The organism is Clostridium ragsdalei P11 (assembly GCF_001675165.1).
GTDB lineage: Bacteria > Bacillota > Clostridia > Clostridiales > Clostridiaceae > Clostridium_B > Clostridium_B ragsdalei.
Genome location: NZ_LROS01000066.1, coordinates 83,289 through 99,997 on the forward strand (window position 1 = coordinate 83,289; position 16,709 = coordinate 99,997).

Consider the following 16,709-nt stretch of genomic DNA (forward strand, 5'->3'; position numbering starts at 1 on the left):
TAATTTAATCTTCCATTAAATTGAACAGCGAAAGTGCTGCAGCTGCTTCTATTACTGGAACTGCCCTAGGTACAATGCAGGGATCATGTCTTCCTTTTATCTCTAAAAGTGCATCTTTTCTTTTTTCAATATCTACAGTTTTTTGAGCTTTTGATATAGATGGAGTAGGTTTTATACAAGTTCTAAATATAAGCGGCATTCCATCTGTAATTCCTCCTAAAATTCCTCCATTATTATTAGTGTAGGTTTTTATAGCATTATTGTCTGATATAAAATATTGATCATTTGCTTCAGAGCCCTTCATTTTTGATATATCAAAACCTTCTCCAAATTCTACCCCTTTTACTGCAGGTATAGAAAATAGAAGCCCCGATATAGTACTTTCTACGGAATCAAAGAAAGGATCTCCTATGCCTGGCGGCAAATTTATAACTCCAGTTTCTACAATTCCTCCTAATGAGTCCCCTTCTTCTTTTACCTTTAAAATATACTGCTGCATTTTTTCGCCGCAGTTTTCATCTAAAACTGGAAACTTACTTTCAGAAAGTTTTTCTAAACTACCTTTTTCTATAGATGTAAATTTAAAGGATTTTGGGTCTTCAATTATGCCTATACTCTTTATATGGCTGCCTATAAATATACCTTTTTTCTCTAATATTTTTCTACATAAAGCTCCTGCAAAAACTATAGGTGCTGTAAGTCTGCCTGAAAAGTGTCCACCGCCTCTATAATCATTAAATCCTCTATATTTTATTTTTCCCGTAAAATCAGCATGGCCAGGTCTTAAAAGAGAAGCTGTTTTTTCATAGTCCTTAGAATGAGTATTGCTGTTTTGTATCACTGCACAAAGAGGAGTTCCCGTAGCTCTTCCATTAAAATATCCGCTTAAAATTTCAAATTCATCCTGCTCTTTTCTAGGAGTGGAAAGTTTACTAAAGCCTGGTGCTCTCCTTTTCATCTGCTTTCTTATGTACTCTAAATCAATTTCAGTTCCAGCCTTTAGTCCATCTATTACAATGCCTATGGCTTTTCCGTGAGATTCTCCAAAAATGGATAACTTTATCTTATTTCCCCACATTCCACTCATCTATATTACCCCCCAATTGTCTAAAATCTTGCCAGAAAGCAGGATATGATTTTTTAACATATTCAGCTTCTTCCATTATTATAGGATTTACACATTTTGAAGATATAACAGCTAGTGCCATTGCTATTCTATGATCTCTCCAACTTGTAACTTTTCCTCCCTTGAGTCTTTCCTTACCATTTATAATAAGTCCATCTTCTCTTTCTTTTACATCTGCTCCAAGTTTATTTAATTCCGTAGATATAGCCTTGAGTCTATCTGATTCTTTAATTCTAAGTCTAGCTGCATTTGTAATTTCAGTGGTACCACTGCTTACAGACGCCAGTGCCGCAAGTACTGGTACTAAGTCAGGACACTGGGAGGCATCTATGTACGTTCCATGAGTTTTAGAAGGATTAACTTTTAAAGTATCACCTTTTTCTTCAATTTCAACTCCCATATCTTTTAATATCCTTATTACGGCCTTATCTCCCTGGAGAGAATTCATATTGAGCTCAGAGCATATAATTCCATCTCCAAGGGCTCCTGCAGTCATCCAGAAAGCTGCCTGAGAAAAGTCTCCTTCTATACTACAGTTATTTCTTTTATAAGTCTGATTTCCCTTAATTAAAAATTCTTTATAGTCTTTTTTGTCCACATAAACTCCAAACTTTTCTAGCATATCCAGCGTAATATCTACATAAGATTTAGATTCAAGTTCTGTTGTAACTACTATTTTTGAATTTCCATCTAAAAGGGGTAGAGCAAACAAAAGGCCACTTATAAATTGAGAACTTATATTTCCCTTTACTCTGTATTCCCCAGGCTTTAACTTTCCATTTACAGTTAAAGGTAACTTACCTTCAAAATTTCTGTAAAAAATTTTTTGCCTGTCAAATATATCATAGTAAACATCTAGAGGCCTTTCTATTAATTTATCTTCTCCCGTAAAAGTTACCTTTTCTCCTAAAGTAGCAGCTATAGGTATTAAAAATCTAATAGTAGAACCAGATTTAAAGCAGTGTATATTTGAATTTTTCATTCTAATAACAGAGCTGCCTGTTACATTTAAAGTATGTTCATCTCTTTTAATATCTACTCCCAAAGCTTCCAAAGCACTACAAGTAGCTTCTATATCTTCTGAAAAATCTACATTTTTTATGCTGCTTTCCCCTTGGGCTAAGGCAGCACATATAAGTGCCCTATGACATACACTTTTAGAAGGCGGAACTTGTACTTGGCCTTTAAGTTTGGTAGGTTTTATGGATACATATTTCATAAACTGCTCCCTTTCCATTTATTTGATCAGATTTTCAGGAAACAGAAAATTAGCTGCTTCAGACAATTTAGTGTTTCTTATCTTGCTCTTTCCTGCTTCTTCAATCATAATTAAATTAATTTCATTTTTATCTGAAGATTTTTTATCCAGTGCTATGGTGTCTACTAAAACATTTTTATCCACACCCTGTATATAAACTGGAAGCCCATACTTTTTTAAAATATTTACCATATAAGAATAAGTACCCTCTTTAGTAATAGAAAGCTCTTCCGTTCTTCCTGTTATATATGCCATACCAATGGAAACTGCTTCTCCATGGCTATATTTACTATAATTATAATATCTTTCAACAGCATGCCCCAAAGTGTGTCCAAAATTCAACAGCATCCTATTTCCTAAATCTTTTTCATCTTCTTCTACCAATTTCTTTTTTATACTACAGCATTTATATATTATATTTTCTATATTGTTCAAAGCTTCCTCTTTACTTTTATAGGAATTTAGATCTTCTAAAATAGTTTTATCTTTTATAAAACCATACTTTATAACTTCAGCCATTCCATCACTAAAAAATCTATCACTTAAAGTTTTAAGTACCTCCGGATCTATAAATACAGCATCCGGGTGATAAAAATTCCCCACTAGATTTTTTCCCCAAGGAAGGTCCACAGCTACCTTTCCACCTATACTGCTGTCTACTTGTGCCAAAAGTGATGTTGGTATTTGAACATAACTTATTCCTCTCAAATAAGTAGCTGCTGCAAAGCCTGATAAATCTCCAACTACCCCTCCTCCAAGAGAAACTATTACATCCTTTCTCTTTATCTTCAATTCACACAAATTTTCATATATTTTCTTTAGCATATCTAAACTTTTGCTTTTTTCTCCCGGTTCTATAGATATGACATTTACTTTAAATCCGTTATCCAAAAAAGATTCTTTCAATTCTTTCATATATAATCGTTCAACATTTTTATCTGTAATTACAACTAAAGTTCTCCCCTCATAAGCTTGCCGTAATTTTTTTCCTATAGAAGTTAAAATCCCCCTTTCCATATAAATTTTATATTGTTTCTTTTTAAGATTTATATTTATAGAAATTGTATTCATCAAAATCACTATCCTTATCTTTTAACTAATTCTCTTCTACTTGAGGATGCTTTTTCAAAAATATTTTTTATGGAATCTACATCTTTAGATATTATAGCTTTTTTTAATAAATTAATACTTTCTTCAAACTTTTCTATTTCTTCCACTAATATATCCGAATTCATAGTAAATAGTTCAGTCCACAGTGAAGTGTTAATTTGGGCTACTCTAGTTGCATCCCTAAAGCTTCCACCTGTAAATGACTTTATGTTTTCTTCATTCTGATCCTGTGAATTCATAAGAGATACAGCTATTACATGGGGAAGTTGACTTGTAAAAGTAATTATTCTATCATGTTTTTCTGGACTTATACAAGTTACATTACTGCATCCTATTTTTCTAGCCAATTCATGGATTAAATCAATTCCCCTTGAGGTATTTCTAGAAGTAGGTGTTATTATATAATTTGCACCTTTAAAAATATCTTTGGAAGCTCCAGCTATACCTTTAAATTCATTACCTGCCATAGGATGCCCTGGTACAAATTCCAAGCACTCTGGTAAAAATGAATTTATTTCACTTACCACACACTTTTTTATACCTGATGTATCCGTTATAATAGCACCACTTTTTAAATACTTAAAATTATCTTCTACAAATTTAACTGTATCCTTAGGATAAAGAGCAATTATTATAAGATCAATTTCCTTTAAAAAGCTTCCACCTCTTTCGTAGCCCCTATCTATAATCCCCATATTTAAAGCACTTTCAAGTGTATTTTTATCATTATCTATTCCAATAACCTGTTCAGTGTTTAAAGGCCTTAGGGCCATGGCATAAGAACCGCCAATAAGTCCCATTCCCACAATTGCTACCTTAAGTTTAAAATCAGAATCGTCCAATCCATATTCCCCCTGTCCTAGAATTTTTACACATTTACAGTATCACATGCTTTATGAATTGTTTTTCCTGGAATTTTGCTTATATCGTTCATAAGCTGTTCGAATACCTTTGGTTTTATGGATTGCTGTCCATCACATTTTGCATTAGCAGGATCATTGTGTACTTCTATCATAAGTCCGTCAGCCCCTACTGCCACTGCTGCCTTAGCTAATGGTTCTACCATCCACCAAAGTCCTGCAGCATGACTTGGATCCACTATTACGGGAAGATGACTCAATCTTTTTATGGCAGGAATAGCACTCAAGTCTAAAGTATTTCTTGTATAAGTTTCAAAAGTTCTTATTCCTCTCTCACAAAGTATTACATTTTCATTTCCTTCAGACATTATATATTCTGCAGACATCAAAAGCTCCTGAATAGTAGCAGAAAGTCCTCTCTTTAAAAGAATTGGCTTATTTGTTTTACCTAGCTGTTTTAGGAGTTCGAAATTTTGCATATTTCTTGCTCCTACCTGTATCACATCTACATCCTCTACAAATTTGTCTATCATATCCGCGGACATAATTTCAGTTACTATAGGCAGCCCTGTTTCCTGCCTTGCTATTTTTAAAAGATCTAATCCTCTAGCTCTGAGACCTTGGAAGCTGTAAGGTGATGTTCTTGGTTTAAATGCCCCACCTCTTAAAAATTTGGCGCCACTTTTTTTTACATCTTGTGCAATTTTTACAATTTGCTCTTCACTTTCAACAGAACACGGTCCTGCTATAACAGCCAGCTCATCCCCACCTATAGAAGCATTTTTTACTTTTATTACAGTGTCATCCGGATGAAATAACCTATTAGACAATTTGTAAGGCTGCTGTACCTTCTCAACATTTTCTACAAATTCATTAGCCCTTATTTTATCTGCATCCACTTTTGTAGTATCTCCAACAAGTCCTAATATAGAACATTCTTTTCCATTTATTACATTCACTGTTACGTCATTCTCACTTTCAATTTTTTGTTTAAGCATGTTTATCTCTTCCTGTGTGGTTTGTGGTCTCATAATAACTATCAATTTCTAGTACCTCCTAAAATTTTATATTTTAACTTCTATGCTAGCTATAGAAGTTATTTACCTTGAAATTTTAATTAATAATATAAAAAAGGCAGGGCTCCTAATGAGCTCTGCCTAAATTAATCAAATACATTTTGTGTACGTAAAATTATTCAATCATGTATCTACAATTATATTACTCATTAGAAAAGGATTCAATTTTTTTGGGAAGCAAAAGTAACTAGCGCTAAAATAAAAATAGCCCCAGCTAAAAGTAAAGTTAAAATAATATTTTTCACTTATTGCTTCTATTTCCTTTCTAATGATATTTTTCATTGAATTTACCCTCCATTGCAAATAATGCCAATAATTTTATAAATTAATTCTTAATCTATTTGTTCTCAATTATAACATGTTTATTCTTTATGTCAACAGTAAGTTTCCAGTTTTATTTATTTTTATAGTATAAAATATGAAAACTTTGCTAAAACTAATGGAAAATTATTTTAAACCATAGTATAATTAAATTAAACATTTTTTTAATAATATTAAAAATAAGTATATTATATAAAATTTATGTGAATATAAAATGTTATTTTTAAATATACTATAATTTCAGGAGGAAAGAGCATGAACACGTCCAAAAAACTGATCTTTGCTTTTTTTATATCAGCATCTCTTATGAATAGTAAGGGCTTGGTAAGTACTGTATATGCTGCTGATGTACCAAATATGAGCAGTAGCGCTTATACTGCTGTTGGAAATATATTTGCAAAATCAGGATACACCGGGCAATGTACCTGGTTTACTTATGGAAGAGTACTTGAAAAATTAGGAATTGCACTGCCATCACAATTTTACGGTAATGCAGTGGACTGGTGGTATGCAAATGCCAGTTCAAACGTATACACTTACGGATCGGAACCTAAACCAAATTCCATAATTGTATGGGGTGGCGGTCCACATGGATACGGTCACGTTGGTTTTGTAGAAGAAGTAAGTGGAGATACTGTATATTTTAACGAAGGTAACTTTAATATAAGAGGTAACTATGATGGAAGTGAAAAAACGCTTTCAAAAGAAGCTATAAAAAATAGAGGAAATTTATATCTTAAAGGATACATATATGTAGGCGGTGGCAGGAAATCTATTCCAACTAGTAATCCTTCACCTAGCAGTAACAGTAATTCAAATTCAACTCCTGTTACTAGTGTTTCTAAAACAGGAATTGTTAACATTTCAAATAGTAGTTCCACATTGAATGTAAGAAGCGGAGCAGCTACATCCTTTGGAGTTGTAGGTGGTTTAAAGAAAGGCCAATCCGTTTCTATAGTAGGATCAGTTGGAAGTTGGTACAAAATTAAATATAATTCTTCTTACGGATATGTGAGCTCTTCTTTTATAAATACGAGTTCCCAAGCTAGTCCTAGTAGTCAGCCTTCTTCTAATTCGGGAGCGCAATATTTATCTCCAGCTTCTGCTAAATCAGGTTATGTTAAGCTTAGTGACAGTGGATCATCTTTAAACTTAAGAACATCTCCAGGAGGTTCTGTAATAGGATCGCTTGCTAATGGTACTGCTGTAAATATATTAGGTACTAGTGGAAGTTGGTATAAAGTAACTGCAAACGGGAAGTCAGGATATGTTTCTTCTAGCTACATAAGTAATTCACAGTCCATAGTAGCAACTGCTGCAAAAGTTCAGTCTACAACTTTAAAAACTGGTACTGTAACATTAAGTAGTAAATCTTCAGTATTAAACTTACGAAGTAACCCTTGGACTGGCCGTATTGTATCCACTCTATCTTCTGGAACCAAAGTAACCATAACAGGCACAGATGGACGTTGGTATAAAGTGACAGTTGGTTCCTTAACAGGATATGTTCATTCAGATTACATCAAGTAATTCTTAGGTTCAGATGGAGTTTGATTATAAGGATTACTTTCTCCAGCTGAACCTTATTAACAGTATTCTTAGTGTCTTTAGCACTTAGAATACGTTATCCTTTAGGGGAAGAACTTATCCAGGCGCGTAGCAGTGCTTATCCCCCACTTTGATAGAAGATGGGAGTATTAGCAATGGTAGCGATCGGATAAAATAAAAAAATAATATTGTGTAGATGGTTCTACACAATATTATTTTTTTATTGTCAAAAGAAACATTACCTTTCTTTATTTATCTTCATTTTCATTTTAATATTTAATTTATCCATTAAATAATCTTTATCTGTTCCATCATCAGGAAAAATAACATAGCTGCATTTAAGATCGTATTCACTATACTTTTCATTCATAATTTTTATTTTATTGTAAGCACATTCCATCTGATGAACAATTGAAACAATTTTTCTATAATTACAGTCTGGAACTACACTTATAAAAGTAGATAATCCATATTTTTCAAATAAATCTGGTACCTTAAAAAGACTTCTCAATTTTTCATAAACTAAATCAAGTAAAATAAGATAACTGTCTTTTACTTCTATTTTCTCATCTTGTTCTGTATAGTATTTTTTTACTAAGCTTACCATGGTAATTGAAAGCTTTTTATTTTGTGCCCCACATTTCACAATTTGTCTGGCAATATACTCTTGAAAATTCAAGTATACTATTTCTTCTGGTCTATCTGAATTTCTACTAGATTTTATGAGTTTCGTTATTCTTTTAACTAAATTTTTACTATTGAAAGGTTTTAATATATACTCTGAAGTACCTTCTTTTATACCTTTTATAAATGCTTCTCTAGAATTTAATTTTGTAAGTATCATTACAGGAATGTTTAATTTTTTAGCCTTTATCTTTTTAAGTACTTCAAATCCATCTTCAGTGCTTAATCCCACTTCAAGTATTATCAAATTTATTTCTTCTTTTTTATCATATAATCTATTAAAGAACTCAAAGGAATTTCCACATTCATATACCCCAATCCCCGCATCTTCCAATACGCGTCTCACCCTATATCTTACATATATCATATCATCTAATATTATAACTTTGTTCATAATTATTCATCCTATAACATCAATATTTTAACCATCCCTTTTATTAAAATTAATTTTTTCCATATTCTATTTATCGTCCACTACTGCTATTATTTTATATGTATATTACACTAAAGGTTCATTTCTCATATCATTCCGCCATCTACGGTTATTATCTGTCCTGTTATGTATTCAGATGACTCACCTGCCAAAAAGCATACAGTTTTTGCTATGTCTTCACATTGTCCAAATTTGCCCATAGGTATATCTTCCATTAAGTTTTTCTTCTCATCCTCTTTTAACCAGGAGTTCATTTCCGTATCAATTACCCCTGGTGCAACTGCATTTACCCTTATATTCGAAGGTGCCATTTCCTTCGCAATAGATTTTGTAAAAAGATTTATTCCCCCTTTAGATGCAGAATAAATGGATTCACAAGCAGCACCTACATTTCCCCACATAGAAGAAATATTTATTATAGATCCTGCTTTTTTAGAAATCATATGTTTTAATACAGAGTGAGTACAATTAAGTACCCCCTTTAAATTCACATCTATAATAAAATTCCATTCATCTTCTCTCATATCTATAAAAAGTCCTATTTTAGAAATTCCTGCATTATTAACAAGTATATCTACTTTTCCCATTTTACTTAATGCATATTGCACCATTCTTTCAGCATTACTATATAAACTAACATCTCCTTGTACTACCATTCCTACGGAACCAACTTGTTTTACCATATCTAGAGTTTGATAAGCCCCTTTTTCATCTTTTTTATAATTTATTACTACATTTGCACCGCATTTTGCTAAATTTACAGCAATACTTCTTCCTATTCCTCTAGAAGCTCCTGTTACTATTGCTACTTTTCCGCCTAAATTCTCCATATAAACTTCACACTTCCTATATTAACATAAAATTTACTTTTCAATTAATATTATACATTAAATTTACTTAAAATACGAAGAAGTTCCTCAGACCCACTTGCATTTTTCATAGTATACAAAGATATGGCTCTATTTTCACTTGCTATTTCATCTATATTATCTGATATATCTATGGATGCTTTAGTTCCATTATTTGACGAGTCCACTATAATACACATTATTTTAGTTATTACCAAAAAAGACTCATCTATATTTTCCATAAGCCCACAAAACTTTTTTAATACTGATTCAAATCTCATTCCATCCTTTTCATAATCTTTGCTTATATCCACCATTTTTCTGTAATCCGACAAAATATTTTCCTCTAAAATCTTCAATATACTTTCAGCTGATAGAGCTAGTTTCTCTACCGATTTTAAAGCATTTTTTACATTTAATTGTATATTACTTACCATATCAGAAGATTGCATAGCTAATTTTCTTACCTCTTCTGCCACCACCATAAATCCCCTGCCATATTCACCAGCCCTTGCGGCTTCTATATTAGCATTTAATGCTAATATATTTGTTCTATCTGATATAGTTTTTATTTCTTCAGCCATTATAGAAATATTTTTTACTACTTTCACATTTTCCAGTGCATGTCTTAATTCATCACTATACTGTGTATAATAATTTTCAAAGTCATGCTTTGAGCTTTCCGTATCTCTTTTGATATTTAAAGCCCTTTCCCTTATGTTTTTTGCAAGGGCCAAGCCTTCATTTGCCTCTTTTGCTGAATTTTTTATTTCACGCTTTACATTTGATATCTTTTGGTTCACTTCTTCTATAGAAGATAAGTTCTCCTGCATATTAGAACATATTTGTGAAGATTCATCTGAAACCAACTTTATCTCAGAATGCGATTTCTCAAACATTTTATTTACATTATTCGTAGCTTCCAAAGCTTCTCTACTTTTTAGTTTTACTTGCTCTATAATATACTCTATTTCATTCATTGCATAGTTTAATGCTGAAGCCGTATCTCCAAATTCATCCTTTTTATCAATTTGTATTCTGTAATTTAAATTAAACTTTGATAATTCCAAGGCATACTTTCTTATTTTATGCAGTGGTTTTTTTATAGTTCCGGCTATAAATAACCCTACAACCAATCCTATTAAAATAAATAGAACAGTTATCATAATTATTTTGTATTTTAGCATATTTACTTCACTAAATATTTCCTTTTTATCTATAGTAAGTCCCAGTGACCAGTTTAAGTCAGCTATTGGAGCATAGGCCATAAACATATCTTCATTATCTTTTTTATAGTATCCCGAGCCACTTTTACCAATTATCATATTTTTTTCTAAAATTGCCAGTTCATTTAAAGAATGATCTTTATTTTCATCTTCTATAGTATTGTCTTTATTTAACACCAGTTTCAAATCCTTATGTGCTACCTTAACCCCTTCCTTGTTTATTATAAAGCAGTATCCACTTTTACCCAGTTTTTCATTTTGAACTAATTTATTTAAACTTTCCATACTTATATTTGAAAATAATACTCCTACAATTTTTTTATCAGAATCTTTTATTGGAACTGCCACCGCCATTATCTGCTGCCCATCTGTATTCATCACTGGATCTGAAATAGACATTTTCCCATTTAATGCACTTTTAAGATAATAATTCTTGGTATCGTCTAAATTAGCTTTAGCCTTTTCACCAGTTTGCATATAAATCATACCACTTGAATCCATCACATTTAAGTTCACATATCCTAATTGTTTTGCTCTCATCTTAAGAAGAGGTGTCTGCATTGAAGTATTCATGGATTTTATAATATCATTTGATGCTAACTCTTCAATTGCTTTAACGTCCTGTTTTAAAGTTGCATCTATGAGTTTAGAAGATTCTACTGCCCTACTTTCAAGCGAAGATTTTATACTATCTTCCATAGCTCTATAAGCACTGCAATAAGATGTCGCTCCTAATATACTGCATATGAATATTATAAGTATTCCAATCTCACAAACTATTTTCACTCCCACACTGTTTAAAAAAGATAGATTAAACTTTTTCTCCTTACCAAAAGATAACTTTGAAATGTTTAAAAATAATTTTTTTAACATAAAATTCCTCCAACATATAAATTTGCATCAATTATATGCTTTATTTTAATATGGTATTTTTAAGTTAATGTTAAATAAAACTTTTTTTAACATGAATTTAACTTACGATATTCATTAAGTGAAATTTACAATAATATATTTGAATTGGCTTTTTTAATATGATATAATTGTGATAATTTAAAAGGGTCGGATGAAAATAATGGGATTAAATTTTCAAACCGTTATTAGACGAACCTCTGGAGAGACTCTTATGAGCACCGAAGGGGAAAGCCAAAGTTGGGTGAAACTCTCAGGTACAAGGGACAGAGGATTTTATACAAAATAATAATTATTGAGTCAATTAATAGTTATTGTTTAAAATCTTATTTTCCAGAGACTAATTTAATTTGGTCTTTTTTTTTATAATTGCTAAAAATATAATTAATCAATACAAACTATTTAAAGGAGATGGATTATAAAATGAAATCATTTATAACCGTGCTTGGAGAAGACAAAACAGGTATTATTTACAAGGTAACTTCCGTACTATTTGAAAATAACATAAATATTTTAGACATAAACCAAACTCTCATAGAAGGATATTTTACAATGGTAATGCTAGTGGATTTATCAAAAATGAAAACAGATTTTGTAGAATTAAAGAATGACCTTGAAAATAAAGCTAAAGAAATAGGAGTTGTCATTAAGCTTCAACGAGAAGACATATTTACTTCTATGCACCAAATTTAAACTAAGGAGTTGAATTAAATGATAAATACTAAAGACATTATGGAAACCATAAATATGATTGACAAAGAAAACCTAGACATAAGAACCATAACTATCGGTATCTCGCTTTTAGATTGTATAGATAGTGATGGCAAAAAAGCAAGAACTAAAATTTATGATAAAATAACTAAACAGGCTGAAAACCTAGTAAAAACTGCCAAGGAGATTGAAACGGAATATGGTATACCAATAATACATAAAAGAGTATCCGTTACACCTATTTCACTCATAGCCCAGGCAAGTTCTGATAAAAGCTATGTAGAATATGCCAAAATTTTAGATAAAGCTACCCAAACTTTAGGTATTGACTTTATTGGAGGTTTTTCGGCACTTGTTCATAAAGGTTATACTAAAGGTGACAAAATACTTATAGAATCCATACCAGAAGCTCTAGCTGTCACTGAAAAAGTATGTTCTTCTGTAAATGTAGGAACTACAAAAGCAGGAATAAACATGGATGCGGTAAAAGATATGGGAAGAATAGTAAAGGAAACTGCCTACCTCACTAGAGAAAATGAGAGTATAGGTTGTGCAAAGCTAGTAATATTTTCAAACGCAGTAGAAGATAATCCTTTCATGGCAGGAGCATTTCATGGAGTTGGAGAAGCTGATTCCATAATAAACGTAGGTGTTAGTGGTCCTGGCGTTGTAAAATGTGCTCTAGAAGAAGTTAAAGGCCAAAATTTCAATGTAGTTGCAGAAACAATAAAAAAGACAGCTTTTAAAATAACAAGAATGGGTCAATTAGTTGCTGGAGAAGCTTCAAAAAGATTAAACGTTCCTTTTGGTATAGTAGATTTATCACTTGCACCTACACCTGCTGTAGGTGACAGTGTTGCACGAGTTCTTGAAGAAATGGGCCTTGAAAGTTGTGGGTGCCCAGGTACTACTGCTGCTCTAGCATTATTAAATGATGCAGTCAAAAAAGGAGGCATAATGGCAGCATCTCAAGTTGGAGGATTAAGTGGTGCATTTATACCTGTAAGTGAGGATGAAGGTATGATAAGTGCAGTAAATTCAGGATCCCTTAACCTTGAAAAATTAGAAGCAATGACTTGTGTATGTTCTGTAGGTCTTGACATGATAGGTATACCTGGTGATACTCCTGAGTCCACTATATCTGCTATAATAGCAGATGAGTCTGCTATTGGAATGATTAATAATAAAACAACTGCCGTAAGGGTAATTCCTGTTTATGGCAAAAATGTTGGAGATGAAGCAAATTTTGGAGGACTTCTCGGAAAAGCACCTATAATGCCTGTAAGTAAATTTTCAAGTGAAAGTTTCATAGCTAGAGGTGGAAGAATTCCTGCTCCAATTCACAGCTTTAAGAATTAGATTTTACACTTAGAAACCCCATATATTTTTCATGTTGAATGTAAGTTTAAATATAGGTATAAATAAAATTTAATTTTATTGTAAACATGTTTAGAAATACAATAATACTACGATAACATATACATAGTTACTATATATTGCTATTCTAATGATTTATATGAGGTGAGATAGTATGTTGTCAAAAAAGAAATTAGTTCGAATAAGCGAATTAGAACCAGGAATGATATCAGCAAGTGATATAACCTTTGAAAATAAAATGCTGTTAGCTAAAGATATTGCCATTACGGAATCGGCTATAGAAAAGCTAAAACAAAATATTATTGTAGATGAAGTAGAAATTTACGTAGAAGATACTTCCGAAGATCCTTTAACCGCTAAAATCGAAACTGTAGAAGAACTTGAGAATACCTTTAATGAATTTTCTTACAACTTGGAAAATATATTTGATACTATATCTAATTTAAAAGCTCCTGAAATAAAGGAAGTAAGAACTTTTTCAGAAAAAATACAGGAAGAGTTTAATTCTACAGGACTAGTTATTAAAAATATAGTATTCCATGGAAGTGGCAATGATACTATTTACAGACACAGTGTAAACGTAGCAGCCGTAAGTTTTATACTTGGAAAATGGTTGGGGTTTAGCAAAAGGGATATAAACTTATTAACTTACTCAGCAGTATTACATGATTTTGGAAAAATCAAGATAAGTAAGGATATTATAAATAAGTATGGAAATCTCACCCCAGAAGAGTACAAAATTTTCAAAACTCACCCTGCCATAGGTTATAATTTTGTAAAAGAAATTCCCTATTTAGATTCTTCCGTAAGTTATGGTGTATTGATGCATCATGAAAGAATGGATGGCTCTGGATATCCACTAGGTATTAAAGAAGATAAAATTCATAAATTTGCTAAAGTAATAGCTATTGCAGATTTATTTGATGATTTGAGTTCCAACAGATATTGTAAAGAACTAAGCGGACCTTTTGAAGCTTTAGAAATTATTCAACAGCAAAGCCTTGGAAAACTGGATTGCCAATATTGTACTATGTTTTTAAATCACATAGTAAACTACTACATGGGTGAAAATGTACTTTTAAGTAATGAGCAATGTTGTAAAGTTATTCAAGTTAACATGAATGATTTGAGAAATCCTCTTTTACTTGATGACAATGGATTCCTTGACTTAAAAAAAGAAAAAGATTTATACGTTAAAAAGCTGGTTATTTAATAACCAGCTTTTTGTTCACTTTTTATAACATTTTGTTTTACAGTTGTATACATTTACTAATAATTAGCGTCAGTTCCATATAATAATCACTAAATCCTTGCTTTTAATATACGATATAGTATTATAGACTATGGTTTAATTACTTTTAACAAACCATTATTACATTATATAACATAGGAGGATATTATTTATGATAAAATTTACCGATAATGATAAAATTGACTTAGATTCATTAGAAATACAGGATGTTTTGGATATTAGTACACTTCAAAAATTTCAGGATAACTTTGCTGATAGTATGAATATCGCAAGTGTTACAGTTGACAAAAACGGACATCCTGTAACAAAACCGAGCTCTTATACTGACTTTTGTTTAAATCTCACTCAGTCAACTTCCAAAGGGACTTCCCGCTGTGCAGAGTCACACAGTAGAGGAGGTGCAGAAGCAACAAGGACTGGCAAACCATATATTTATACTTGCCATGCAGGTTTGATTGATTTTGCTGCTCCTATAATAATAGAAGGTAAATCAATAGGAACAATACTTGGTGGACAAGTTGCTTATTCTAAAGTAGATGAATCAGTCGTTCGAAAAAATGCCGCAGAAATGGGTATAAATGCTGATAGATATGTAGATGCATCAAATCAAGTCTATACAGTAAGTGAAAAAAGCGTAAGAGCAGCTGCTGAAGTTTTATTTATCGTGGCAAATTCACTTTCTAAAATAGGTTATGAGGCACTTTTACTTGGTGTATCTACTAAAAATTTATCTGAAAATTTTGGTCAAATTTCAGCAACTATGGAAGAGCTAGCTGCTTCAGCTGTAAATGTAAGCAACAATCAACATCTTTTAAATGAAGAAATAAGCAGAGTTAAAAATATATCTATGGATATAAATTCTATATTAAATTCCATAAAGAGTATTGCAGATCAAACAAAAATGCTTGGTTTAAATGCTTCTATAGAAGCAGCTAGAGCTGGAGAAGCTGGAAAAGGATTCAGTGTAGTAGCTGCAGAAATAAGAAAACTATCTCAGGATTCTAAAGAAACTGCTTCTAAAATAACAGATCTTACTAAAAAAATACAGGAATCTGTAGATAAGGCACTAGAAACTTCCAGCTCCACTTTTGAAACTACAGAACAACAGACATCTGCAATAGAAGAAGTATCTGCTAATGTCCAAGAAGTTTCCGTAGTAGCAGATACCTTAAGTAACATGGCAAATAAGAACTAATTTCTAAGTAAAAAATTCAGCTCTAATGTCTAATATAATTTACTAAAGAACAAATAGCAAAGAATAAATAACAAATGATGACAATTTTCTTTCTAACGTAAGAAAATATTAAAATTATAGATTCCCTGAGGTATGAAGGAAATCATCATTATTTGGACTTTGATATTTGTTCTTTAAACTTTTAAAAACTCTGTCAATAAATTTTACTGGATTTTTATTTTAAATCATATTTTTTTAATAACATCCACGTATTTTTATCCCATATGTAAAGGGATATATTATCAAAATACTCATCAAAATCACAGGGATATTTGTTCACATAATCCCATATTTCTTTAAATTTGTCCTGTATCCTCTTTGACACTATAGTACAATGAAATACTTTATTTTTACCCTCATTGGATTTGAAATTTATCCATGGAATTTTACTAAGTTCATCTATAAGTGCATCATGTGTTTTCTTTGCCTCAGGTGACACCTTCACATCCATATAAATTACATCTTCTCTAAACTTACCATATCCCTGGATTTTTATTTGAGTCTTATGATTGCTTTTTTGAAACTTTTCTAAAACCTTCAACATATCTTCAATTTTATCCGTTTCAAAAGGTGCCTTTATTGTAAAATGAGCCGGTAATTTAGCTTTCCTCTTTTTAAATTTATAGCATACATCATTTCTCAACTTTTCATGAAATTTTAGTGCATTACCACCTATAGTACATACAAGAACATAACGTTCCAACTTGATATCTCCTTTCAATACAAATATTCCGTA

At 31.5% G+C, this 16,709-nt stretch carries 14 protein-coding genes and 1 riboswitch; of the genes, 5 read left to right on the top strand and 9 right to left on the bottom strand.

The annotated features are described in order from the left end of the window. Window positions 1-4: 4 nt before the first annotated feature. From aroC to aroF, 5 genes are read right to left on the bottom strand one after another with little or no spacing between them, the layout of a single operon-like run. Entirely contained in the window at window positions 5-1,087 is a 1,083-nt protein-coding gene (gene aroC / locus CLRAG_RS17485) for a chorismate synthase (RefSeq protein WP_065079574.1), read from the bottom strand. After that, window positions 1,065-2,345 carry a 3-phosphoshikimate 1-carboxyvinyltransferase gene (gene aroA, locus CLRAG_RS17490; protein ID WP_065079575.1) on the bottom strand — a complete coding sequence of 427 codons (1,281 nt, stop codon included), beginning with the start codon at window positions 2,343-2,345 and terminating at the stop codon, window positions 1,065-1,067. Before aroA ends, aroC begins: the two co-directional genes overlap by 23 nt. Before the next feature lie 18 nt (window positions 2,346-2,363). Next, window positions 2,364-3,455 (bottom strand): 3-dehydroquinate synthase, encoded by a 1,092-nt coding sequence (gene aroB, locus CLRAG_RS17495; RefSeq protein ID WP_065079576.1) that lies wholly within the window; start codon window positions 3,453-3,455, stop codon window positions 2,364-2,366. Window positions 3,456-3,469: 14 nt separating this feature from the next. Next, entirely contained in the window at window positions 3,470-4,336 is an 867-nt protein-coding gene (locus CLRAG_RS17500) for a prephenate dehydrogenase (RefSeq protein WP_065079577.1), read from the bottom strand. A 26-nt stretch (window positions 4,337-4,362) separates the two neighbouring features. Next, window positions 4,363-5,397: a 3-deoxy-7-phosphoheptulonate synthase gene (aroF, locus tag CLRAG_RS17505; RefSeq protein ID WP_065079578.1), complete on the bottom strand. Its 1,035-nt coding sequence runs from the start codon at window positions 5,395-5,397 to the stop codon at window positions 4,363-4,365. 609 nt (window positions 5,398-6,006) lie between these two features. Between aroF and CLRAG_RS17510 the strand changes: the two genes are divergently transcribed. After that, entirely contained in the window at window positions 6,007-7,281 is a 1,275-nt protein-coding gene (locus CLRAG_RS17510; protein ID WP_065079579.1) for an SH3 domain-containing protein, read from the top strand. A gap of 256 nt (window positions 7,282-7,537) precedes the next feature. Here CLRAG_RS17510 and CLRAG_RS17515 read toward each other — a convergent pair whose 3' ends face one another. The 3 genes from CLRAG_RS17515 to CLRAG_RS17525 all read right to left on the bottom strand — a co-directional run bounded on the left by CLRAG_RS17515 (window position 7,538) and on the right by CLRAG_RS17525 (window position 11,363). Continuing rightward, window positions 7,538-8,377: a response regulator transcription factor gene (locus CLRAG_RS17515; protein ID WP_065079580.1), complete on the bottom strand. Its 840-nt coding sequence runs from the start codon at window positions 8,375-8,377 to the stop codon at window positions 7,538-7,540. A 125-nt stretch (window positions 8,378-8,502) separates the two neighbouring features. After that, window positions 8,503-9,246: an elongation factor P 5-aminopentanone reductase gene (gene ymfI / locus CLRAG_RS17520; protein ID WP_065079581.1), complete on the bottom strand. Its 744-nt coding sequence runs from the start codon at window positions 9,244-9,246 to the stop codon at window positions 8,503-8,505. A gap of 50 nt (window positions 9,247-9,296) precedes the next feature. Further along, a complete protein-coding gene (locus CLRAG_RS17525) occupies window positions 9,297-11,363 on the bottom strand; it encodes a methyl-accepting chemotaxis protein (RefSeq protein WP_065079582.1) in 2,067 nt (688 codons plus the stop codon). A 226-nt stretch (window positions 11,364-11,589) separates the two neighbouring features. Beyond that, window positions 11,590-11,679, top strand: a riboswitch (glycine riboswitch). Between the two features lie 143 nt (window positions 11,680-11,822). On the opposite strand from CLRAG_RS17525, the gene CLRAG_RS17530 reads away from it, so the two are divergent. The 4 genes from CLRAG_RS17530 to CLRAG_RS17545 all read left to right on the top strand — a co-directional run bounded on the left by CLRAG_RS17530 (window position 11,823) and on the right by CLRAG_RS17545 (window position 15,934). Continuing rightward, on the top strand, window positions 11,823-12,092 hold the full coding sequence (locus CLRAG_RS17530; protein WP_063600686.1) for an ACT domain-containing protein: 270 nt from the start codon (window positions 11,823-11,825) through the stop codon (window positions 12,090-12,092). A gap of 18 nt (window positions 12,093-12,110) precedes the next feature. Next, window positions 12,111-13,469 carry a PFL family protein gene (locus CLRAG_RS17535; protein WP_065079583.1) on the top strand — a complete coding sequence of 453 codons (1,359 nt, stop codon included), beginning with the start codon at window positions 12,111-12,113 and terminating at the stop codon, window positions 13,467-13,469. Window positions 13,470-13,641: 172 nt separating this feature from the next. Continuing rightward, entirely contained in the window at window positions 13,642-14,700 is a 1,059-nt protein-coding gene (locus CLRAG_RS17540; RefSeq protein ID WP_065079584.1) for an HD-GYP domain-containing protein, read from the top strand. A 190-nt stretch (window positions 14,701-14,890) separates the two neighbouring features. Beyond that, window positions 14,891-15,934, top strand: coding sequence for a PocR ligand-binding domain-containing protein (locus CLRAG_RS17545; RefSeq protein WP_065079585.1), 1,044 nt, complete (start codon window positions 14,891-14,893; stop codon window positions 15,932-15,934). A gap of 214 nt (window positions 15,935-16,148) precedes the next feature. Here the strand turns inward: CLRAG_RS17545 and CLRAG_RS17550 are convergent, their stop codons facing one another. Further along, window positions 16,149-16,676, bottom strand: coding sequence for a 2'-5' RNA ligase family protein (locus CLRAG_RS17550; RefSeq protein ID WP_065079586.1), 528 nt, complete (start codon window positions 16,674-16,676; stop codon window positions 16,149-16,151). Window positions 16,677-16,709: the final 33 nt, after the last annotated feature.